Annotated in this window: 16 protein-coding genes; 9 read left to right on the forward strand and 7 right to left on the reverse strand. The window is 67.3% G+C overall.

Features of this window, described 5'->3' with window-relative positions; all coding sequences use genetic code 11:
• Positions 1-95: 95 nt before the first annotated feature.
• Both QWL29_RS24430 and QWL29_RS24435 read right to left on the reverse strand, forming a co-directional pair.
• Positions 96-2,510 carry a coiled-coil domain-containing protein gene (locus QWL29_RS24430; protein ID WP_305825453.1) on the reverse strand — a complete coding sequence of 805 codons (2,415 nt, stop codon included), beginning with the start codon at positions 2,508-2,510 and terminating at the stop codon, positions 96-98.
• A 142-nt stretch (positions 2,511-2,652) separates the two neighbouring features.
• On the reverse strand, positions 2,653-3,663 hold the full coding sequence (locus QWL29_RS24435; protein WP_305825454.1) for a serine/threonine protein kinase: 1,011 nt from the start codon (positions 3,661-3,663) through the stop codon (positions 2,653-2,655).
• An 89-nt stretch (positions 3,664-3,752) separates the two neighbouring features.
• Here QWL29_RS24435 and QWL29_RS24440 point away from each other — a divergent pair, with 89 nt between their 5' ends.
• Positions 3,753-4,445 carry a UPF0149 family protein gene (locus QWL29_RS24440; protein ID WP_305825455.1) on the forward strand — a complete coding sequence of 231 codons (693 nt, stop codon included), beginning with the start codon at positions 3,753-3,755 and terminating at the stop codon, positions 4,443-4,445.
• Positions 4,446-4,507: 62 nt separating this feature from the next.
• On the opposite strand, the gene QWL29_RS24445 is transcribed toward QWL29_RS24440, so the two are convergent.
• Both QWL29_RS24445 and QWL29_RS24450 read right to left on the reverse strand, forming a co-directional pair.
• Positions 4,508-5,653: a sensor histidine kinase gene (locus QWL29_RS24445; protein WP_305825456.1), complete on the reverse strand. Its 1,146-nt coding sequence runs from the start codon at positions 5,651-5,653 to the stop codon at positions 4,508-4,510.
• 97 nt (positions 5,654-5,750) lie between these two features.
• Positions 5,751-6,878: an HPP family protein gene (locus QWL29_RS24450; protein ID WP_305825457.1), complete on the reverse strand. Its 1,128-nt coding sequence runs from the start codon at positions 6,876-6,878 to the stop codon at positions 5,751-5,753.
• 231 nt (positions 6,879-7,109) lie between these two features.
• Between QWL29_RS24450 and QWL29_RS24455 the strand changes: the two genes are divergently transcribed.
• Both QWL29_RS24455 and QWL29_RS24460 read left to right on the forward strand, forming a co-directional pair.
• The gene (locus QWL29_RS24455; protein ID WP_305825458.1) at positions 7,110-8,150 is read left to right on the forward strand and encodes an alpha/beta hydrolase; all 1,041 of its coding nucleotides are present in this window, start codon (positions 7,110-7,112) and stop codon (positions 8,148-8,150) included.
• A 121-nt stretch (positions 8,151-8,271) separates the two neighbouring features.
• Entirely contained in the window at positions 8,272-9,219 is a 948-nt protein-coding gene (locus QWL29_RS24460; RefSeq protein WP_305825459.1) for an MBL fold metallo-hydrolase, read from the forward strand.
• Positions 9,220-9,371: 152 nt separating this feature from the next.
• Here the strand turns inward: QWL29_RS24460 and QWL29_RS24465 are convergent, their stop codons facing one another.
• Both QWL29_RS24465 and orn read right to left on the reverse strand, forming a co-directional pair.
• Positions 9,372-11,837, reverse strand: coding sequence for a hybrid sensor histidine kinase/response regulator (locus QWL29_RS24465; protein ID WP_305825460.1), 2,466 nt, complete (start codon positions 11,835-11,837; stop codon positions 9,372-9,374).
• A gap of 81 nt (positions 11,838-11,918) precedes the next feature.
• A complete protein-coding gene (gene orn, locus QWL29_RS24470) occupies positions 11,919-12,527 on the reverse strand; it encodes an oligoribonuclease (RefSeq protein WP_305825461.1) in 609 nt (202 codons plus the stop codon).
• 48 nt (positions 12,528-12,575) lie between these two features.
• Here orn and QWL29_RS24475 point away from each other — a divergent pair, with 48 nt between their 5' ends.
• The 5 genes from QWL29_RS24475 (at position 12,576) to QWL29_RS24495 (ending at position 17,407) form a co-directional block, all read left to right on the forward strand.
• The gene (locus QWL29_RS24475; protein ID WP_305825462.1) at positions 12,576-13,853 is read left to right on the forward strand and encodes a M48 family metallopeptidase; all 1,278 of its coding nucleotides are present in this window, start codon (positions 12,576-12,578) and stop codon (positions 13,851-13,853) included.
• Positions 13,850-14,179 carry a 4a-hydroxytetrahydrobiopterin dehydratase gene (locus QWL29_RS24480; protein WP_305825463.1) on the forward strand — a complete coding sequence of 110 codons (330 nt, stop codon included), beginning with the start codon at positions 13,850-13,852 and terminating at the stop codon, positions 14,177-14,179. The genes QWL29_RS24475 and QWL29_RS24480 overlap by 4 nt, the downstream gene beginning before the upstream one ends.
• Positions 14,176-15,063 carry a ribosome small subunit-dependent GTPase A gene (gene rsgA, locus QWL29_RS24485; protein WP_305825464.1) on the forward strand — a complete coding sequence of 296 codons (888 nt, stop codon included), beginning with the start codon at positions 14,176-14,178 and terminating at the stop codon, positions 15,061-15,063. Before QWL29_RS24480 ends, rsgA begins: the two co-directional genes overlap by 4 nt.
• Before the next feature lie 77 nt (positions 15,064-15,140).
• Positions 15,141-16,067, forward strand: coding sequence for an ornithine carbamoyltransferase (argF, locus tag QWL29_RS24490; protein ID WP_305825465.1), 927 nt, complete (start codon positions 15,141-15,143; stop codon positions 16,065-16,067).
• 107 nt (positions 16,068-16,174) lie between these two features.
• Entirely contained in the window at positions 16,175-17,407 is a 1,233-nt protein-coding gene (locus QWL29_RS24495; RefSeq protein WP_305825466.1) for an argininosuccinate synthase, read from the forward strand.
• Positions 17,408-17,722: 315 nt separating this feature from the next.
• Here QWL29_RS24495 and QWL29_RS24500 read toward each other — a convergent pair whose 3' ends face one another.
• The gene (locus QWL29_RS24500) at positions 17,723-18,448 is read right to left on the reverse strand and encodes an SDR family oxidoreductase (RefSeq protein ID WP_305825467.1); all 726 of its coding nucleotides are present in this window, start codon (positions 18,446-18,448) and stop codon (positions 17,723-17,725) included.
• A gap of 149 nt (positions 18,449-18,597) precedes the next feature.
• Here QWL29_RS24500 and QWL29_RS24505 point away from each other — a divergent pair, with 149 nt between their 5' ends.
• Entirely contained in the window at positions 18,598-19,587 is a 990-nt protein-coding gene (locus QWL29_RS24505; protein ID WP_305825468.1) for a diguanylate cyclase, read from the forward strand.
• Positions 19,588-20,660 lie beyond the last annotated feature (1,073 nt).

Raw genomic sequence — 20,660 nt, forward strand, 5'->3', positions numbered from 1 at the left:
GCATGCGTTACCGATTCCAGAAAATTACCAGCCGCAGCACGGTACAACCGCGTGGACACAGGTGTCCACCCTACAACATCCCGCCGTGAGGACGTTCACTCGCCGTTCGTGCGCCGCTGGTTCATGATCACTTCCGCCAGCCTGGCCGCCGCCTGCTGCGCCGATGGCTGCTTCTTCAGGCGCCCCAGCACTTCGCGCGTAATATTCTCGGACGCAGCACGCTGGCGCGCTTCGGCCTTGCGTTCGTTGACCGCATCCTCGGTCGCCGACAGTTCCGCAGCCTGCTCTTCCAGGCGCTTCGTTTCCAGCTCCAGCAGTTCGCGCCGCGAGTCGGCCATCTGCTGGGTGGTGGCGGCGGTGCGGCGCTGCATCTCGGCGTGCGCCTGGGCGTGCTCCAGCAAGGCGCGCTGGGCGTCGCGCTTCTCGAGGGCGGCTTGCACTGCTTCTTTCTCGGCCGCTTCGCGCGCCAGGGACAGGCGCGTCGCCTCGGCTTCGGCTTCGGCGCGCAGGCGCGCGCTTTCGGCCGTGGCCTGGTCCGCGGCCAGGCGCGCCGCCGCCGCCTCCATGGCGCGCGCTTCGGATTCGGCTTGCAGGCGCTGCGCCGCCAACTTCTGCTCGGCCAGCGCCAGCGCACCGCGCGCCGCCTCGGCGGCGGTCCGTTCCGCCTCCAGGGAGGCGCGTTCGGCCTCCAAGGCAGCCTCGGTTGCGGCCAGGCGCGCCGCTTCGGCCTGCGCGCGTTCGGCTTGCAGCTGCGCCAGGCTGGAGGCGGCCGCGGCCTGCGCCTGGGCGGTCGTGGCTTGCGCCTGGGCGGCGGCGGCGGCCGCTTCTTCCTGCGCGGCTTCCTCGAGCACACTGGCCGCCGCTTCGCGCTTGGCGTCCAGGGCCGCGCGCTGGGCTTCGGCGATGCGGCGCTCGGCCTCGAACTGCTCGCGCATCAGCGCCGCCTGCCCTTCTTCCGCTTCAAGCCGGGCCTGGGCGGCCGCAGCCAGCGCGCGTTCGTGTTCGAGTTTTTCCTGCAGGCGCGCCAGCGCCGCTTCTTCGGCGCGCAGGCGTTCGCGCTCGGCCGCGGCAAGCTGCGCGGCCTCGGCTTCGCGCCGCGCGGCCAATTCCGCCGCGTCGCGCGCCATCGCCGCCTGCTCGCTCGCCAGCGCCAGCGCCGCTTCGGCCGCCGCGTTCTCGGCCGCGCGCGCCTCGGCGGCGGCGGCGGCCTGGGCGGCGCGGCCTTCGGCCAATTCGCGCGCACGGGCCTGCTGCTCGGCGTCGCGCCCGGCCGCTTCGGCGGCGATGCGGTCGGCCTCGGCGCGCTGCTGTGCATGCTCGGCGGCCGTCAGCTCGGCCTGCAGCCGGGCGTCGACCTGCATGCCCGCTTCTTCCTCGGCCTGGGCGCGCAGCAGCGCCGCTTCGCGCAGCTTGCGGTCGGCTCCGATGCGCGCCTCGGTGGCGGCGACGATCTTTGCCTCGGCCTCGCGCCGCGCCTCGGCGGTGGCGGCGGCCATCTGCTCCAGGCGCTCGCGGTGCACGGCGGCGTCGCGCAATTCCTTTTCCAGCTGCAGGCGCGAACGCACGGTGTCGGCGGCGACCCGCTGCGAATCGGCCTGGGCCTCGGCGATGCTGGTCCGTTCGTGCTCGACGTGGGCCAGCGCGCGCGCTTCTTCCAGCATGCGCGCCTCGGCGGCGGCGCGGGCAAAGGCCGAGGCCAGCGCGATCTGGTCGGCGCGCTCGCGCTGCACGGCCAGTTCCAGGGCTTCGGCTTCGGTCTGCGCCAGCTTTTCGGCGGTGGAGCGGGCGGCCTTTTCGGCGCGTTCGCGCTCGCGCGCCAGCACCGCCACGCGCGCATCGGCGCTGGCGCTGTGCAGTACCTCTTCGCGCGCCGCATACACGGCGGCCACGCGCTCGGCGGCCTGGCGCCGCGCTTCCTCGGTCTGGGCCAGCAAGTCCTCGGCGGCGCGCGCCGCTTCCATCGCCATTGCCGCTTCGGCTTCGATCTGTTCGGCAACGCGGCGGCGCGCTTCGTCGGCGGCGCGCGAGCGCGTTTCGGCGGCCAGGCGGCTTTCGGTGTCGGCCTGCACGCGCGCGCGCAGTTCGGCGGTTTCCTGGCGCATCGCCTCCAGGCGCTCGCCCGAGGCCTGGGCGGCGGCGCGCAGGGTTTCCAGGCGGTCGCGGTTGGCCTCGATGGCCTGCTCCGAGGCGTGCGCATTCGCCAGCGCGGCGGCGGCGGTGGCGGCGTCCATGGCGGCACGCTCCTCGGCCAGCGCGCGCGCATGGGACTCGGCGGCGGCGCGGCTCTCGGCGGCGACATTTGCCTTGGCCTCGGCCTCGACGCGCGCGATCGCTTCCTTGATGGCGCTCTTTTCCAGCTGGCCGCGATCCGGCGCGGGCGCGGGCGCCGGTGCGGGCGCAGGCCCCGCCGCGGACGGCGCGCCGGCTGCGGGCGGCACGTGCCGGCCGGCAGGCGGCGGCAGGTCGATCGTGAAGTCGGTATCGTCGTCGGGAGTCGGTGGGTGTTCCATGGTATTTCTCGGTCTGGAAAAGGGAGCGTGCCGGATCATTATCGGCGAAAGACGCGAATCGTGTCACGCCGAGCTGCGCCGCAAAAACCTTGCAATTCAGGCCTTCAAATAGCGCAACCGACTGTCGGTTCCGATACGGCTTTTATACTGGCCAGAGAGGGGGTTCGTCCATCAAGGCAACCTGCTCGCGCAGCTCCAGGATGCGGTCCTGCCAGTAGCGCTGCGTATTAAACCAGGGGAAGGCCGCAGGGAAGGCCGGATCGTCCCAGCGCATCGCCAGCCAGGCCGAATAATGGATCAGGCGCAGGGTGCGCAGGGCTTCGACCAGGTAGAGCTGGCGCGGATCGAATTCGCAAAAGTCTTCATAGCCGGCCAGGACGTCGCTCATCTGGCGCACCATCTCCTGGCGCTCGCCCGAGAGCAGCATCCACAGGTCCTGCACCGCCGGCCCCATGCGGCTGTCGTCGAAGTCGACGAAGTGCGGGCCGTCGCCGGTCCAGAGCACGTTGCCGACGTGGCAGTCGCCGTGCAGGCGCAGCAGGGGCACCTGCCCTGCCCGCTCGTAGCAGCGCGCCACGCCCTGCAAGGCCTGTTTGAGCACGCTGGCCCAGGTGGCGCGCAGTTCCGGCGGCAGGAAGTCGTGCCGCATCAGCCATTCGAATGGTTCCTGGCCGAAGCTGCGCTGGTCCAGAGCCGGGCGCTGCGTATAGGATGCCAGACCGCCGACGGCGTGGATGCGGCCGATGAAGCGGCCGATCCATTCCAGCGTGGCCGGGTCGCCGAGTTCCGGCGCGCGCCCGCCGCGGCGCGGGAAAACGGCGAAACGGAAACCGTCGAAGGTATGCAGGGTGCGCCCGTCGACCGTCATGGCCGGCACCACCGGCACCTCGCGTTCCTCCAGTTCGGCGACGAAGGCATGCTCCTCGAGGATGGCGGCATCGCTCCAGCGTTCGGGCCGATAAAACTTGACCACCACCGGCGGCCCCTCTTCGCGGCCTACCTGGTAGACACGGTTTTCGTAGCTGTTCAGGGCCAGCAGGCGGCCATCCCCGTACAGGCCGAGACTCTCCAGCGCGTCGAGCACGCGCTCGGGGCCGAGCCCGGCAAAGGGGTGGGAACCTGATGCATCCGGCAAACCTGACAAATTATCCATACCTGCCATTGTAAGGCGGTGCGCAGATTTTCGTGCGCTGGGTACCCGTCACGCGTTAAACTGGCGGCTTCACCGCAACAAGGCACCCCATGCAACTCGAACAGCCCCTGACCGAAAAAGAATTCGACGAACTCGACCAGTTCCTCCTCTCCGAGCGTAGCCCGGAAGACGCGATGACGATGGACACCCTGCACGGCTACCTGACCGCGATTGCGATCGGCCCGGAAACCATCATGCCGGCCGAGTGGCTGCCGCGCGTCTGGGGCCAGGACGGCAAGCAGGCGCCGAAGTGGAAGACCCCGAAGGAAGAAGAACGCATCCTCAACCTGATCATGCGCTTCATGAACGAAGTCCTGATCACCTTCGAGGTCGCGCCCAAGGAATTCGAGCCGCTGTACTGCGAGCACGAGCACAACGGCCAGACCCTGATCGACGCCGAAGCCTGGTGCTGGGGCTTCTGGGAAGGCATGGAACTGCGCCCGGGTTCCTGGGACCCGGTATGGGAATCCGAAGTCGGCGAGCTGATGCGCCCGCTGTACCTGCTCGGCGCCGACGAGATCGAGGAAGACGAGCTGCCGCTGGTCGAAGACCCGGTCAAGGCGCACCAGCTGGCGCTCGAGATCGAGGCCAACCTGCCGGCCATCTACCGCTACTGGCTGCCGCTGCGCAAACCGGCGGTCGAGACCATCCGCAACGATGGGCCGAAGACCGGCCGCAACGACGACTGCCCTTGCGGCAGCGGCAAGAAGTTCAAGAAGTGCTGCGGGGCCGACCAGGCTTGATGCAAACGAACCGGGGAACGACCCCGGTTTTTTTTCGCCTGCCGGCCCCGTCCACCCTGCCATCACGCCAGGGTCGGCGCACCCTGGAAAGGCCGGCAATCGACCGGAATATCGATGACGAAGGTGGTGCCGCGCTCGCGCGAACTGTCGACCCCGACGCTGCCGCCGTGGCTTTCGGCCACCGCGCGCACGTAAGGCAGGCCGATGCCCCAGCCGCCCTTCACGCCCTGGCGCGCCGCTTCCGCGCGGCGGTACATCTGGAAGATGCATTCCTGTTCGCTCGCGGGAATCGGCTCGCCGTGGTTATGCACCGTCAGCAGCAGGCGCTCGTGCACGTTGTCGATGTTGACCGTGATCGGCGTGCCGTCCTGCCCGTATTTCCTGGCATTGGTGATCATGTTCTCGATCGCGCGCCAGAGCGCCTTGCGGTCCCACCAGCCATGTACCGAGACCGGCGTCATGTGCACCGGGATGCCCTGGTGGGCCACCGCATCGAGCTGCACTTCGCGCACCAGTTCGCAGATATCGAACTGGCTCAGTTCCAGCGACACGCCCTGGCCGCCGTGGAAGGCCATCGAATCGAGCAGTTCGCTCACCATGCCGCCCATGCGCTGCACATTCGCCAGCGCCTTGGCCGCCACGGTGCGGATCCGTACCGGGTCGTCGGTCATGAGGATGATGTCGAGCGCCATCGAGGTGGCGTGCAGCGGCCCGCGCAGGTCGTGGGTCAGCGCCGCCGTAAAGCGTTCCTGCAGGCCGCGGTGCACCAGGGTAAAGGCATTGATGGCTTCCTTGATGGCGGCGTCGATCGAGCTGTCGATGACCAGCACCTCGGCATGGCTGAGCGAGATGCCGTCGCCGGCCAGCGCCTCCAGGATGCAGCGGCGCAGGAGCTGGTATTCGTCGATCAGGGCCACGTGGTCGTAGCCGGTCACGCGGGCGCGCTCGCCGCCGTGCTCGGCGGCCACCGTGGTGCCGTCGCCGCCGCCCTGGCGGCTGTAGCCCGGCGTCAGGCTCTCGGCGATGTTGTCGTAGAAGACAGGCAGCGTATCGATCAGCACCGGATGGCGCAGCTGGGCCGCCTCCTCCACACTGGCGCGCACCTCGGCTTCCCACTGCGCGAACACCTGTTCGCGCAGTGCGAGCATGCGCTGCGAGGCAAGCGACAGGCCGCTGCCGTCGTCTTTCTGGTCGCTGGCGTAGGTCACGCGTCGCTCCTGGTTGTCCGCTTAATTAGCTTGCATGCTACTCCGGATACGCCTGCCGCGGCGCTCAGCAGTAAAGACAAGGCGCTGCCGGCCTGCCTCAGGACGCGGTTTCCAGCTGCCGTTCGCACAGCGCCGCCAGCAAATCTGAGCGCCCCACCACGCCGACCACGGCGCCGCCCGCGCCGGTAATCGCCACCTGGCGATGGCCCTCGCCGCCCAGCAGCGGCACCAGCCGCGCCAGCGGTTCGCCGCCATCGAGCACGGCGACGATGCGGTGCATCGCGTCTTCCACGCGCGGCGCGGCGCCCGGCACCAGTGCGCGCAGGCGCGCTCCCCATCCGCTCTGGCGCAGCAGGTCTTCCTGCGACAGGAAGCCGAGCAGGCGCCGCTGCCCGTCCAGCACCGGCACGCCTTGCAGGCGGTGGCGCAGCAGCAGGTCGCGCGCGTGGTCCAGGGTGTCGCGCGGGCCGGCCGCGATCACGTGGCGCGACATCAGCTCGGCGCAGGTGCGTTCGCGGAAGTGGCGGTGCAGCGCCAGCTGGCGCGCGTCGTCGACGATCGCCAGCAAATCGTCGCGGCCGACGTCCAGCACTTCGCCATAGCGCGCCATGGCCGCTTCCAGGTCCTGCTCCGTGATGCCGAGGCGCGCGGCCGGGGCCGGGTCGCCGGTGGCGTGCAGGTTGCGGTCGGCCGCGTGCGGCGCGTGCGGGTAGCGGCGCCCGGTCAGGTTGTTGTAGAGGAGCGCGGCGCCGACGATGACGGCGGAGTTCAGCGCCACCGGCAGCAGGGCGAAATGCCAGCCGGCGGTATGCACCGCCGCGCCGCCCAGCACCGCGGTCAGGGCCACGGCGCCGCCGGGCGGATGCAGGCAGCGCAGCGCGAACATGGCGGCAATCGCCAGGCAGCCGGCCAGCGGCGCGGCCAGCAGCGGATCAGGGACCAGGTGCCAGCAGGCGACGCCGACCAGGGCCGACAGGGTATTCCCGCCAACCACCGACCAGGGCTGGGCCAGCGGGCTGGCCGGCACGCAGAACAGCAGCACGGCCGAAGCGCCCATCGGCGCGATCAGCCAGGCGGCCAGGCCGGGCGCCAGCATGTGGCTCAGGAGCGCGGTGACGAACAGGCCGACACAGGCCCCGGCGGTGGCGCGCAGGCGCTCGGTGCGGCTGGCGGCAAGCGGCTGCGGCAGGAAGCCGTGCAGCCATTGGGTGAAACTTCCTTGCATGACAGAAAGCGCTTAAAGCAAAGACTGCCATTACACCATAAACCGTACCGGACTTGCAGAAGCCCGAACGTCCGCGATAGCTTGCCTTTCGTCACGTTGAGTACGCAATTCCGTCAAAGCGCGTTGGCGCACGGACAGTTCAACCGTGCGCACCGAAGCTGGCTCCAGGTAAGCACGAGCGGCGCATCGCGCCGCGTGATGCCGAATTTGACGATAAAGGGAGTATCCAACATGAAAAAAGCACTTCCACTTACGCTGCTGGCCGGCGCCGCCGTCCTGGCTGCCGGCGCCGCCCTGGCCCAGTCGCCCCAGCCGCCAAAGGCCGAGCCGGCCATGCAGAAGGTACTCGACGCCATGGCCGCGCTGAAACCAAAACCCATCGAGACCCTGACGCCGGAAGAAGCGCGCAAGCAGCCGACGCCGGCCGACGCCGTGAAGAAGGTCCTGGCCGACAGCGGCAAGCCGGCCGCACCGGAAGCCGGCGTCACGGTCAAGGACATGACGATCGGCAGCGGCGACGCCGGCTTCCCGATCCACGTCTACACGCCTGAAGGCAAGGGCCCGTTCCCGGTGATGGTGTACTACCACGGCGGCGGCTTCGTCATCGCCGACACCAAGGTGTACGACGCCAGCCCGCGCGCGCTGGCCAAGATGGCGAATGCGATCATGGTCTCGGTGGACTACCGCCGCGCGCCCGAGCACACATTCCCGGCCGCGCCGAACGACGCCTTTGCCGCCTACCAGTGGGTGCTGGCGCACGCCAAGGAAATCAATGGCGATCCGAATCGCGTGGCGGTCGGCGGCGAAAGCGCCGGCGGCAACCTGGCGACCGTGGTCTCGATGATGGCGCGCGATAAGAAAGTCGCCCTGCCGGTGCACCAGCTGCTGGTCTACCCGGTCGTCAACGACGACATGAACACGGCTTCGTACAAGCAGAATGCGAACGCCAAGCCGCTCAACAAGCCGATGATGGAATGGTTCTTCAAGCACTACGGCGGCGATCCGAAGAACCCGTACGCGCTGCCGATGAAGGCCACTTCGCTGAAGGGCTTGCCGCCGGCAACCATCGTCGCGGCCGAGATCGACCCGTTGCTGTCTGAAGGTAAAGCCTATGCGGACAAGCTGAAGAAGGATGGCGTCGCTGTGAACTACAAGGAATACAGCGGCGTGACCCACGAATTCTTCGGCATGGGCGCGGTGGTGCCGAAGGCGAAGGAAGCGGAACAGTTCGCGGCGGACGAGCTGAAGAAGGCGTTTGCAGCGAAGAAGTAAAAGGAAAAGTAAGCGCGACTGCCAGCCCGTCGGGAAACCGACGGGCGCCCAGCGCTTCTCCGGTGCTTGATGTACGATGCGCAATATTGAGGAAAGCGCCACATCAGCCACCGGAGAACCCATGAACAAGACCGTCCTGCGCGCGCTGGCTGCCGCCTGCGCCTGCGCCTGCATCGTCGCCCCTTCCCTTGCCGCCGCCCCGATGGCGAAAACGCCCGCCCCCGGCTACTTCCGCCTGATGCTGGGCCAGTTCGAGATCACGCCGCTGTCCGACGGCACCGTCGACCTGCCGGTCGACAAGCTGTTGAGCGACAAGGCCGGGAAGACCAACGCCACGCTGGCCAGGGCTTACCTGCAGGCGCCACTGGAAACCTCGGACAATGCCTTCCTGGTCAACACCGGCAAGAAGCTGATCCTGGTCGACACCGGCGCCGGCGTGCTGTTCGGGCCGACGCTCGGCAAGCTGCTGGCCAACATGAAGGCGGCCGGCTACGCGCCCGAGCAGGTCAACGAGGTTTACCTGACTCACTTCCACAGCGACCACCTGGGTGGCTTGACGAGCGCCGCGAAGCCGGCCTTCCCGAACGCCGTCGTGCGCGCGTCCAAGGTCGAGGCCGATCACTGGCTGAACCAGGTGAACATGGACAAGGCAGAGGACAAGAGCTCCTTCAAGAATGCGCTGGCGGCGCTCGATCCTTACATCAAGGCAGGCCGGTTCAAGACCTTCGAGGGCGATGCCGAGGTGTCGCCGGGCGTGCGTTCGCTGGGTGGACACGGGCATACGCCGGGGCACACCACCTTCGTCGTCGAGAGCGGCGGGCAGAAGATGATGCTGATCGGCGACTTGATCCACGTGGCGGCGGTGCAGTTCGAGAACCCGGCGGTGACCATCGGCTTCGACGGCGACCAGAAGGCGGCCGCGGCGGCGCGCAAGAAGCTGTTCGACATGGCGGCGAAGGATGGAACGCTGATCGGCGGTGCGCATTTGCAGTTCCCGGGGCTGGGGCATGTGCGGACCGAGGGCAAGGGGTATCGATTTGTGCCGGTGAATTACACGCAGATGCGGTAAGGGCTGTCGGCAAGATCAGCCGGGGCGATCGATGAGGCGTTGGCGATCGACGCGTGGGCACGGGGCGCCCACCCTACGTTTCCGGAGTCACAGGCCGACGCATGCGTAGGGTGGGCGCTCCTGTGCCCACCCGGTCTACACAAACAAATCCCTCACGCCACCGCGCCGCGCACTTCGGCCAACAATTCGACCAGCTGCTCGAAATCCACCGGCTTGACCAGGTGATGCCGGAACCCCGCCTCGCGCGCGGCGCGCTTGTCCTGTTCCTGCCCGTAGCCCGATACCGCGATCAGCACCGCGTCCGCCGTCTCGGGCTGGGCCAATAAACGCCGCGCGAGTTCGTTGCCGTCGATTTCGGGCAGGCCGATATCGAGCAGGAACACGTCCGGCGCCGCCGCACGCGCACGCTCCAGCGCGCGGCCCGAATCGTGCTCGACTTCCACTGTGTGCCCGGCCGCATCGAGCAGCATGGCCAGCGTTTCGGCGGCGTCGACGTTGTCGTCCACCACCATCACCCGCAATGGCCCGCCCGCCGCGGCCGTGGCAGCGGCAAGCGGTTCGGCCGGCGCCAGCGGCGCCGCCAGCGGCAGCGTCACCGTAAAGGTGCTGCCCTGCCCCGGCCCCGGGCTGGCGCAACGCACCGAGCCGCCATGCAGTTCGACCAGGTTGCGCACCAGCGCCAGGCCGAGGCCCAGCCCGCCCTGCGAACGGTCGCTCGAGCGCGTGGCCTGGGCGAACAGGTCGAAGGCGCGCTCGGTGAGTTCCGGCTCCATGCCGATGCCCTCGTCGCACACGGCCAGCTCCAGCTGGCCGTCGAGGATGCGCACCCGGACCTCGATCGCGCGTTCCTCGGGTGTGTACTTGACGGCGTTGTTCAGCAAATTCGCCAGCACCTGCACCAGGCGCGCGCGGTCGCCCTCGACGCTGACGTTCGATGCCGGCAGGTGCACGCCCAGGGTCTGGCGCCGCGCCAGCAGCTGCGGGCGCACCTGCTCCACCGCTTCGTCGACGATGCTGCGCACGTCGAGCACGGCCTTGTCGAGCACGATCAGGCCGCGCGTCACGCGCGACACATCCAGCAGGTCGTCGACCAGGCGCGTCATGTGCTTCACCTGGCGCCCGATGATGGCGCTGCTCTGGCGCACCCGGGTTTCGTTGAGCATGCCCATGTCGAGCAGCATGGCGGCCGACTTGATCGGCGCCAGCGGATTGCGCAGTTCATGGGCCAGCATGGCCAGGAATTCATCCTTGCGCTGGTCGGCCGCCATCAGCTTTTCCTCGGCCAGCTTGCGGTCGGTGATGTCGCGGAAGAAGATCGCGATGCCGCCGTCCTGCACCGGGAAGGCGCGGATTTCGGTCCAGCCCGAGCGCCCGTCCACCGGCGCCAGCTTGTATTCGATCTGGCCGGCGCGGCGCTCGGCCATCACCCGGTGCAGCATGACGCCGGTGTCGGTCCCCTCCACTTCAGGGAACAGTTCCCAGTGACTGCGGCCGATCACCTGCTCCGCCGTCAGGTGGCAGATGCGCAGGCCTTCGGCGTTCATTTCCAGCAGCTTCCAGTCGCGGTCGAGCAGGCCGAAACCCTCGCTGATGGTGTCGAAAATGGTGCGGCTGCGGTCGCGTTCGGCGCGCAGGGCGGCCTGGGTGCGCGCGCCGTCGAGCGCGGTCCAGGTGCGCTCGGCGGTGTCGCGCGTGAAATGCAATTCGTCCCGGGTCCAGCGATGCGGCGCGTTGCGGTTGATACTCAGGAAAGCGGAAAGGCGCCCGCCGCGCACCAGCGGCACCGTGACCACCGCACCGATGGCTTCCTCGTTGTAGCGTGCAGGCCAGCCGGCGGTGCGCGGGTCGAGCGCGATGTCCTCGATGACGACGGTTTCGCCGGCGCGCAGGGCGGCGCCGATGCCGGGGCCGAATTCGTCGAGCCGGTAGCGCGCCTGCGACAGGCCGGCCATGCCGCTGCGCAGCCACTGGCTGGCCAGCGTGAAGCTGCCGCTTTCGTCGTCGAGCTCGCCGTACAGCACCCGCGCCAGGCCCAGCTCTTGCCCCAGCAGGGCGCCGGCGGTGGCCAGCACCTCGGCCGGCGCGTGCAGCGGGCGCAAGGCATCGGAGAGCTTCAGTTCGAGGGCGGCGCGGCGTTCGGCGCGCAGGCGTTCGGTGGTTTCCACCGCCGTGCAGTACATGCCGGCCACGCGCCCGGCGCCGTCGTGCAGAGGCGAATACGAAAAGGTGAAGTTGGCCGGCTCGCGCGCGCCGTTGCGCACGATGGGAATTTCCAGGTCTTCGAAGTGGACGCCCTTGCCGGACAGTGCGCGGTCGATGATCGGCACCAGCTGCGGCCAGGCATCGTACCAGACGCGCTGGAACGGCTCGCCCAGGGCCCCCGGGTGGCGCTCGCCCAGCATCTGCACATAGGCGTCGTTGTACAGCATGCGCAGGTCCGGCCCCCAGGCGATGAACATCGGCAGCGCCGAGTCGAGCGCCATCGCGACCGCAGTCGCCAGCTGGGGCGGCCAGTCGTCGGGGTGTCCGAGGGGTGAATGCCGCCAGTCGTGCACGCCGATCAGGGCGCGCAGGCTGGCGGGGGCCGCATCATGGGCGCCGCGCAAGAATCCGTGCATATTGACATTTTCTCACATTGTGGCAGCACAACGGTGCACGGATGCGGCGGGATTTTACAGTTGCGTGTTACCGCCTACTTATTACAACTTGATGAAGTGCTCGCGGTAATACTTCAGTTCCTCGACCGATTCCATGATGTCGGCCAGGGCGGTATGCTTCTGGTGCTTCTTGAAGCCCGACGCCAGCTCCGGCTTCCAGCGGCGGCACAGTTCCTTCAGCGTCGACACGTCCAGGTTACGGTAGTGGAAGAAGGCTTCCAGCTTCGGCATGCCGCGCGCCATGAAGCGGCGGTCCTGGCAGATCGAGTTGCCGCACATCGGCGACTTGTTCGCCGGGACGTACTGCTTGAGGAAGGCGATCAGCTGGGCTTCGGCGTCGGCTTCGCTGACGGTCGAGGCTTTCACGCGGTCGATCAGGCCCGACTTGCCGTGCGTGCCCTTGTTCCAGTTGTCCATCTTGTTCAGCGTTTCGTCGGACTGGTGGATGGCGAACACCGGGCCTTCGGCGATCACGTTCAGGTCGGGGTCGGTGACGACGACGGCCACTTCAATGATGCGGTCGTTGTCCGGATCGAGGCCGGTCATTTCCATGTCAACCCAGACCAGGTTGAATTCGTTCGGGCGTGCGGCAGGTGCGGCAGCTGGTGCGGCAGCGTTGTTGGCTGCGGTGGATTCGGTGGCTTGTGACATAATTCTCTCTTTGCCTTAAACAATCCTGCATTTTCTCACAGGCACAGAATGTCTTCACTTGCGTTTTCAGTCTTGTTCGTCGTTTTCTTCGTGCTGACGCTCGGGTTGCGCTTCTGGCTGGCCAAGCGCCAGGTCCGGCACGTGCTGCGCAAGCGCGCCAGCGTGCCCGGCGAATTCGCGTCCAAGGTCTCGCTCGAGACGCACCAGAAGGCGGCCGACTACACCGTGGCCAAGACCCGCTTCGGCATCGTGGCCCTGCTGTGGGGCGGGCTGGTGCTGATCGGCTTTACCCTGCTGGGCGGCCTGCAGGCCATTTCCAGCGCCCTGCTGCCGCTGGCCGGCCCCGGCATGCTCCATCAGATCCTGCTGGTGGTCGCCTTTGCCGCCATTTCCGGCGTGCTCGACCTGCCCTTCGATTACTACCGCCAGTTCGTGCTGGAACAGCGCTTCGGCTTCAACAAGATGACCCCTGGCCTGTGGCTGGGCGACATGGTGAAGGGGACGCTGCTCGGCGCCGCCATCGGCCTGCCACTCATCTGGGTGGTGCTGAAACTGATGGAGACCACCGGTTCGCTGTGGTGGTTCTGGGCCTGGTGCGTGTGGAGCGGCTTCCAGCTCTTGATGATGGTGCTGTACCCGACCGTGATCGCCCCGCTCTTCAACAAGTTCACGCCGCTGGCCGACGCCAGCCTCAAGACACGCATCGAAGGCCTGATGGCGCGCGTCGGCTTCGCCTCGAAAGGCCTGTTCGTGATGGATGGCAGCCGCCGCAGCGCCCACGGCAACGCCTATTTTTCCGGCTTCGGCGCGGCCAAGCGCATCGTCTTCTTCGACACCCTGATCGAGCGCCTGGCGCCGCAGGAAATCGAGGCCGTGCTGGCCCATGAACTCGGCCACTTCAAGCTGCGCCACATCCTCAAGCGCATGGTGGTGATGTTCGCGCTGTCGCTGGGCTTCCTGGCCCTGCTCGGCTACCTGAAGGAACAAAGCTGGTTCTACACCGGCCTGGGCGTGACGCCGATGCTGGGCGCGCCGAACGACGCCATGGCCCTGCTGCTGTTCATGCTGGTGCTGCCGATCTTCACCTTCGTGCTGGGTCCCCTGAGCGCGATCACCTCGCGCAAGCACGAGTTCGAGGCGGACGCGTTTGCGGCCAAGCACAGCAGCGCCGACGACCTGGTCTCGGCCCTGGTCAAGATGTACGAGGACAATGCCTCGACGCTGACGCCAGACCCGCTGCACTCGGCCTTCTATGATTCGCATCCGCCGGCGTCGGTGCGGATTGCACACTTGAATGCCGCGCATCTGAACGCGGCGGCGGCATGAACTTGCGTGACCGGCACTGCGTACACGGCGCGCCGGCGCTCGATGCCGGCGCCGTGAACGCACATCTGGCCACGCTGCCGGACTGGCGCCTGGCCGGCAACCACATCGAGCGCGACTATGCATTCACCGATTACCACGCGACCATCGCCTTCGTCGATGCCCTGGCCGCGATGATCCATCTCGAAAACCACCACCCCGAACTGCGCGTGCGCTACCGCCACTGCCTGGTCGCCTTTACCACCCATTCGGCCGGCCATGCCGTGTCGATGAACGACTTTATCTGCGCTGCGAAAGCCGACGCAATCTACGAGGAACGCCGCGCATGAGCATGCTTGGAACCATTATCGCGGCCCACGGCCGCCACTACCTGGCCGATGTCGACGGCGCCAAATTCCAGTGCGTCACGCGCGGCAAGAAGACGAATGTGGCGGTCGGCGACGTGGTCCACCTGCAGCAGACCTCGAACGACCAGGCCGTGATCGAAAAGATCGCCGACCGCACCACCCTCATCTACCGCTCGGACCAGTACAAGTCGAAGCTGCTGGCGGCGAACATCTCGCGCCTGTTCATCGTCGTGGCGACCGAACCGGGTTTTGCCGACGACCTGGTGTCGCGCTCGCTGGTGGCGGCCGAAGCGGCGGGCATCGAGGCCCACATCATCCTGAACAAGACCGACGTCGCCGACTTGCTGCCGCGTGCACGCGAACGCGCCGCCGTGTATGGCGCGCTGGGGTATCCGGTGCACGAGATGTCGGCGCGTGCGAATCCCGAGCATGCCCTGGCCGTGCTGCAGCCGCTGCTGGCGGGGCAATCGTCGATCTTCATCGGGCAGTCGGGCATGGGCAAGTCCTCGCTCATCAATTTGCTGGTGCCGGATGCCGACATCGCCGTGCGCGAGATTTCGTCGGCGCTCGATACCGGCAAGCACACCACCACCTTTACGCGCCTATATTGGTTACCAAGCGGCGCGGCGATCATCGATTCGCCGGGCTTCCAGGAGTTCGGGCTGTACCACCTGAGCGAGGGCATGCTGGAGCGCGCCTTTGTCGAGTTCAAGCCCTACCTGGGCGGCTGCAAGTACTACAATTGCCGGCATCTGGCGGAGCCGCAGTGCGCGGTGCTCGATGCGGTAGCAAGCGGGAAGATTGCAAGGCACCGGCACGAACTGTATGGGCAGCTGCTGCACGAGTCGGCGCAGACCTTGTATTAAGATAGGTAGTTCCCCGCAGCCCAGCGTCAAACAAAAGCCCTTATAATCGAAGGGATAACAGACAAGCGAACAACGATATGCCAGGCTCGAAACCGATCAAGCACTTCCTGCAGTTCTCCGACTTCTCGCTCGACGAATTCAACTACGTCATCGAGCGCGCGACCGTCATCAAGCGCAAGTTCAAGGCCTACGAGGTCTATCACCCGCTGGTCGACCGCACGCTGGTGATGGTGTTCGAGAAGAGCTCCACGCGTACGCGCCTGAGTTTTGAGGCCGGCATGCACCAGCTGGGCGGCGCCGCCATCTACCTGAACACGCGCGACAGCCAGCTGGGCCGCGGCGAGCCGGTGGAAGACGCGGGCCAGGTCATGAGCCGCATGTGCGACATCATCATGGTGCGCACCTTTGGCCAGGACATCATCGAACGCTTCGCCGCGCATTCGCGCGTCCCGGTCATCAACGGCCTGACCAACGAACACCATCCTTGCCAGGTATTGGCCGACATCTTCACCTTCCACGAGCACCGCGGCGCGATTGCCGGCAAGACCGTGGCCTGGATCGGCGACGCCAACAACATGCTGTACTCCTGGCTGCAGGCGGCCGAAGTGTTCGGCTTCCATCTGAACATCGCCACGCCGAAGGGCTATGAACTCGACCCGTCGCTGGTGTCGACCGAGCGCTACACGCTGTTCGACAACCCTTCGGATGCCTGCGAAGGCGCACACCTGGTCAGCACGGATGTATGGACCAGCATGGGCTTCGAGAAGGAAAACGCCGAACGCCTGAAGGCCTTCGACGGCTTCATCGTGGATGCAGCCAAGATGGCGCGCGCCACCCCGGACGCCCTGTTCATGCACTGCCTGCCGGCGCACCGCGGCGAGGAAGTCGCGGCCGAGGTCATCGACGGCCCGCAGTCGGTGGTCTGGGACGAAGCCGAGAACCGCCTGCACGTGCAGAAGGCGCTGATCGAGTACCTGCTGCTCGGCCGTATCGAAGACAAGTAAAATAGTCACGTTTTTTAAAGCAGCATCATAAACGCAGCACCCTTAGTTAGATCGTCGGCCCTTCGGGGCCGGCTGACCGACCTCTCCTCCCTCCACACTGGAACACCATGAGCGACATCAAAAAAGTAGTTCTCGCCTACTCGGGCGGCCTCGACACCTCCGTCATCCTGAAATGGCTGCAAGACAATTACGGCTGCGAGATCGTCACCTTCACCGCCGACCTCGGCCAGGGCGAAGAACTCGAACCGGCACGCGCCAAGGCGATCAAGTTCGGCATCAAGCCGGAGAACATCTACATCGACGACGTGCGCGAAGAATTCGTGCGCGACTTCGTCTACCCGATGTTCCGCGCGAACACCGTCTACGAAGGCGAATACCTGCTCGGCACCTCGATCGCGCGCCCGCTGATCGCCAAGCGCCTGATCGAGATCGCGAACGCCACCGGCGCCGACGCCATCTCGCACGGCGCCACCGGCAAGGGCAACGACCAGGTGCGCTTCGAACTCGGCGCGTATGCGCTGAAACCGGACGTCAAGATCATCGCTCCATGGCGTGAATGGGACCTGCTGTCGCGCGAGAAGCTGCTGAAGTACGCGGAAGACGCCGGCATCGCGGTCGACATGAAGCACAAGAACGGCGGCGCGCCCTACTCGATGGACGCCAACCTGCTGCACATCTCCTTTGAAGGCCGGCACCTGGAAAACCCGAGCGCCGAAGCCGAGGAATCGATGTGGCGCTGGACCGTGTCGCCGGAAGCGGCGCCGAACGAAGCCGAGTACCTCGACATCGAATTCGAACAGGGCGACATCGTGGCCCTGAACGGCAAGCGCATGTCGCCAGCCGAAGTGCTGACGGAACTGAACCGCGTCGGCGGCAAGCACGGTATCGGCCGGCTGGACTTAGTGGAAAACCGCTACGTCGGCATGAAGTCGCGCGGCTGCTACGAAACCCCGGGCGGCACCATCATGCTGCGCGCGCACCGTGCGATCGAGTCGATCACGCTGGACCGCGAAGTGGCGCACCTGAAGGACGACCTGATGCCGCGCTACGCCTCGCTGATCTATAACGGCTACTGGTGGGCGCCGGAACGCGTCGCGCTGCAGACGCTGATCGATCATACCCAGGCCACCGTGAACGGCTGGGTGCGCGTGAAGCTCTACAAGGGCAACGTGATCGTGGTGTCGCGCGACTCGAAGACCGATTCGCTGTTCGACATGAACATCGCCACCTTCGACGAAGACGGCGGCGCCTACAACCAGGCGGATGCGGGCGGCTTCATCAAGCTGAATGCGCTGCGGATGCGGATTGCGGCAAAGGCGCGTGCAAAGCGCGGCCAGTAAGTCTGCTGCCGATGCATGAGAAGCCGCCTTCGGGCGGCTTTTTTGTTTTTGTAGGGTGGGCCGGGCCGCGCAAGGCACTCGTGCCCACGCGGTCGTGCGTTTGATTCGCCCCGAAGCAGGTTTCGACATGCAGCCGTGGCACAGCGTGGACACAGGTGTCCACCCTACAACGGCAACAGCCGGCTCCCGATCGTCACCACGTGCATGCGGTGGATTCGAGAACCCACCCTACAACTGCGGCAGGTTCGTAGGGTGGGTTCTCTGCTGGCAGGTTCTTAGGGTGGGTTCTCGAACCCACCATTCCCACCATCCCCATCACACCTCGCGCAAATCCGCCACCGCCTGGCTGCCAAAACCATCGGCCAGCAAATACGCCACCAGCCTGCGCGCGCAATCCTCGGGCGAACTCAGGCCGCCCTGCGCCTTCAGCTGCACGAAACGCTCGCGCAGCGGAAAACGGTCTTCGCCCGTGGCGCGGATCTCGGCCTGCATGCCGGTGTCGATCACCCCCGGCGCCAGGCTGCACACGCGCACCGTGGCGTCGCCGTCCAGCTGCACGGCTTCGGCATGGCGGTCGAGCGCGGCCTTGGTGGCGCAGTACACGCTCCAGCCGGGATAGGCCGAGCGCCCCGCCCCGCTCGACACGTGCAGGATGCGGCGCTCGGCGCCCACCGTCGCCTGCACCACGCTCGCCGCCAGCGCCAGCGGCGCCGCCACGTTCAGGGTGACGGCGCGAATCGCCTGCAAGGGGTCCTGCTCGGCCAGCGGGCCGACCGGCGATACGATGCCGGCATTGTTCACCAGCAGCGCCGTGCTGCAGCCGGCCAGCCAGGCGCTGACTTCGCCGCGGCCCAGCCACGCCGTCATGGCTGCACTGTCGGACAAATCGAGTTCGATCTCGGTCAGCAGGCCGGGGTAGCGCGTGGCGGCATCCGGCGAACGGCCGCGCGCCAGCCCGAGCACGGGAATGCCGCGCGCCAGCAGTTCCTGCGTGATGGCGGCGCCCAGGCCTTTGGTATGTCCGGTAACGATGGCTTTCATGCTTGTCTCCAGGATGATCATGAACAAGAGGATAGACGATCGCGCGCGCCTGCGCACTGTTGGGCCGAACCGACGCTGACGTCGACTTGCAAACCAGATGTCAATGCCGCGGGGTAAAATGAGCGTCTTCCGATTACCCCGTTCCATCGATGATATCCGACAGCGAGTTCCCCTCCAGCCTTCCTTGCCGCGTGCTACTGGTCGGCAGCGCATCGCCCGTTGCCGCCGCGCTGGCCGAAACCCTGGCGGGCGTCGACGGCGTCGAGCTGCACCAGGCCGGCCAGTCCGAGGCGCGCGAGCGCGCGGCCGCGCTGGCGCCGTCGGTCGTATTGCAGGCCCTGTCCGGATACGAGGATGGCGGCGGCTTCGTTCACGCCTGGCGCACGAGCGACGTGTTGAAGGACGTGCCGCTGCTGGTGATCGCGCCGCAGGCCGAAGCGGCGGGACGGGAGGCGGCCTTTGCCGCCGGCGCCACCGATTACCTGGCCCACCTGCCGGCGCGCACCGAATTGCTGGCGCGCGTGCGCTACCACGCCGACGCCCACCTGGCGCGCCGCCAGCGCGACGCCGCCGTGTGCCACCTGCGCACGACCGAGGCGGTCCTGGCCCGCGTGCAGGTCGAGATCGAGCAGCTGGCCGGGCTCGACGCCCTGACCGGCGTCGCCAGCCGCAGCCGCTTCGACCACGTGGCTCAGAACGAATGGCAGCGCGCGCGCCGCAACGGCCAGCCGCTGTCGGTGCTGGTGTGCGACGTCGACCATTTCGACCAGTTCAACGAACGCCTGGGCCAGGATGCAGGGGATTTGTGCCTGAAGAAGCTGGCCGGCCTGCTGGTCGGTCAGCTGAAGCGCCCATCCGACCTGGCGGCGCGCTACAGCGGCAAGGCGTTCGCGATCATGCTGCCCGACACCAGCCTGGACGGCGCGGTGCGCGTGGCCGAGGCCTGCCGAGCGTCGCTCGAACGGCTGGCGCTGTCGCATCCGTCGCCCGAGCGGCGCGTGGTGACGATGTCGATTGGCGTGGCGTCGAGCGTGCCGGCCGAGGATGCCGGGCTGGAAACGCTGCTCGAGCGCGCGGACGAGGCGCTGGAAGCGGCCAAGGCGCGTGGGCGCAACCGGGTGATGGCGCTGCGCGGCTGATTTTGTCGTTCGGGTGATGGCGCTGCGCGGCTGATTCGTCGTTCGGGTGATGGCGCTGCGCGGCTGATTCGTCGTCCGGGTGATGGCGCTGCGCGGCTGATTCGTCGTCCGGGTGATGGCGCTGCGCGGCTGATTCGTCGTCCGGGTGATGGCGCTGCGCGGCTGATTCGTCGTCCGGGTGATGGCGCTGCGCGGCTGATTCGTCGTCCGGGTGATGGCGCTGCGCGGCTGATTCGTCGTCCGGGTGATGGCGCTGCGCGGCTGATTCGTCGTCCGGGTGATGGCGCTGCGCGGCTGATTCGTCGTCCGGGTGATGGCGCTGCGCGGCTGATTCGTCGTCCGGGTGATGGCGCTGCGCGGCTGATTCGTCGTCCGGGTGATGGCGCTGCGCGGCTGATTCGTCGTCCGGGTGATGGCGCTGCGCGGCTGATTCGTCGTCCGGGTGATGGCGCTGCGCGGCTGATTCGTCGTCCGGGTGATGGCGCTGCGCGGCTGATTCGTCGTCCGGGTGATGGCGCTGCGCGGCTGATTCGTCGTCCGGGTGATGGCGCTGCGCGGCTGATTCGTCGTCCGGGTGATGGCGCTGCGCGGCTGATTCGTCGTCCGGGTGATGGCGCTGCGCGGCTGATTCGTCGTCCGGGTGATGGCGCTGCGCGGCTGATTCGTCGTCCGGGTGATGGCGCTGCGCGGCTGATTCGTCGTTCGGGTGATGGCGCTGCGCGGCTGATTTATCGTTCGGGTGATGGCGCTGCGCGGCTGATCCGTCGTTCGGGTGATGGGGCTGCGCGGCTGATCCGTCGTTTGGGTGATGGCGCTGCGCGGCTGATCCGTCGTTTGGGTGATGGCGCTGCGCGGCTGATCCGTCGTTTGTAGGGTGGGCACTTGTGCCCACGCGGTACGGCGCGTGAATATTGCCGGTCTGTGCGAAGGGACACGAACGCGTGCGGATCGGCACTCTGCGTCGTGTTCGACCGCTCAAATGAGGCACCGCGTGGGCACAAGTGCCCACCCTACGTCAAACAAACACTGGCTCCGGCTCCAGCGGCACCCCGAACTTCTCCAGCACATCGGCC

The organism is Massilia brevitalea, assembly GCF_030711405.1.
GTDB classification, from domain to species: Bacteria; Pseudomonadota; Gammaproteobacteria; order Burkholderiales; family Burkholderiaceae_D; genus Telluria; species Telluria brevitalea.

Coding starts and splice junctions, on each gene's coding strand:
- QWL29_RS24480 (WP_305825463.1), top strand. CDS start 13,850: ATGAACTTGCGTGACCGGCACTGCGTACACGGCGCGCCGGCGCTCGAT.
- QWL29_RS24495 (WP_305825466.1), top strand. CDS start 16,175: ATGAGCGACATCAAAAAAGTAGTTCTCGCCTACTCGGGCGGCCTCGAC.
- QWL29_RS24505 (WP_305825468.1), top strand. CDS start 18,598: ATGATATCCGACAGCGAGTTCCCCTCCAGCCTTCCTTGCCGCGTGCTA.
- QWL29_RS24500 (WP_305825467.1), bottom strand. CDS start 18,448: ATGAAAGCCATCGTTACCGGACATACCAAAGGCCTGGGCGCCGCCATC.
- QWL29_RS24450 (WP_305825457.1), bottom strand. CDS start 6,878: ATGCAAGGAAGTTTCACCCAATGGCTGCACGGCTTCCTGCCGCAGCCG.
- QWL29_RS24455 (WP_305825458.1), top strand. CDS start 7,110: ATGAAAAAAGCACTTCCACTTACGCTGCTGGCCGGCGCCGCCGTCCTG.
- QWL29_RS24475 (WP_305825462.1), top strand. CDS start 12,576: ATGTCTTCACTTGCGTTTTCAGTCTTGTTCGTCGTTTTCTTCGTGCTG.
- QWL29_RS24460 (WP_305825459.1), top strand. CDS start 8,272: ATGAACAAGACCGTCCTGCGCGCGCTGGCTGCCGCCTGCGCCTGCGCC.
- QWL29_RS24465 (WP_305825460.1), bottom strand. CDS start 11,837: ATGCACGGATTCTTGCGCGGCGCCCATGATGCGGCCCCCGCCAGCCTG.
- QWL29_RS24435 (WP_305825454.1), bottom strand. CDS start 3,663: ATGGATAATTTGTCAGGTTTGCCGGATGCATCAGGTTCCCACCCCTTT.
- argF (WP_305825465.1), top strand. CDS start 15,141: ATGCCAGGCTCGAAACCGATCAAGCACTTCCTGCAGTTCTCCGACTTC.
- QWL29_RS24440 (WP_305825455.1), top strand. CDS start 3,753: ATGCAACTCGAACAGCCCCTGACCGAAAAAGAATTCGACGAACTCGAC.
- rsgA (WP_305825464.1), top strand. CDS start 14,176: ATGAGCATGCTTGGAACCATTATCGCGGCCCACGGCCGCCACTACCTG.
- orn (WP_305825461.1), bottom strand. CDS start 12,527: ATGTCACAAGCCACCGAATCCACCGCAGCCAACAACGCTGCCGCACCA.
- QWL29_RS24430 (WP_305825453.1), bottom strand. CDS start 2,510: ATGGAACACCCACCGACTCCCGACGACGATACCGACTTCACGATCGAC.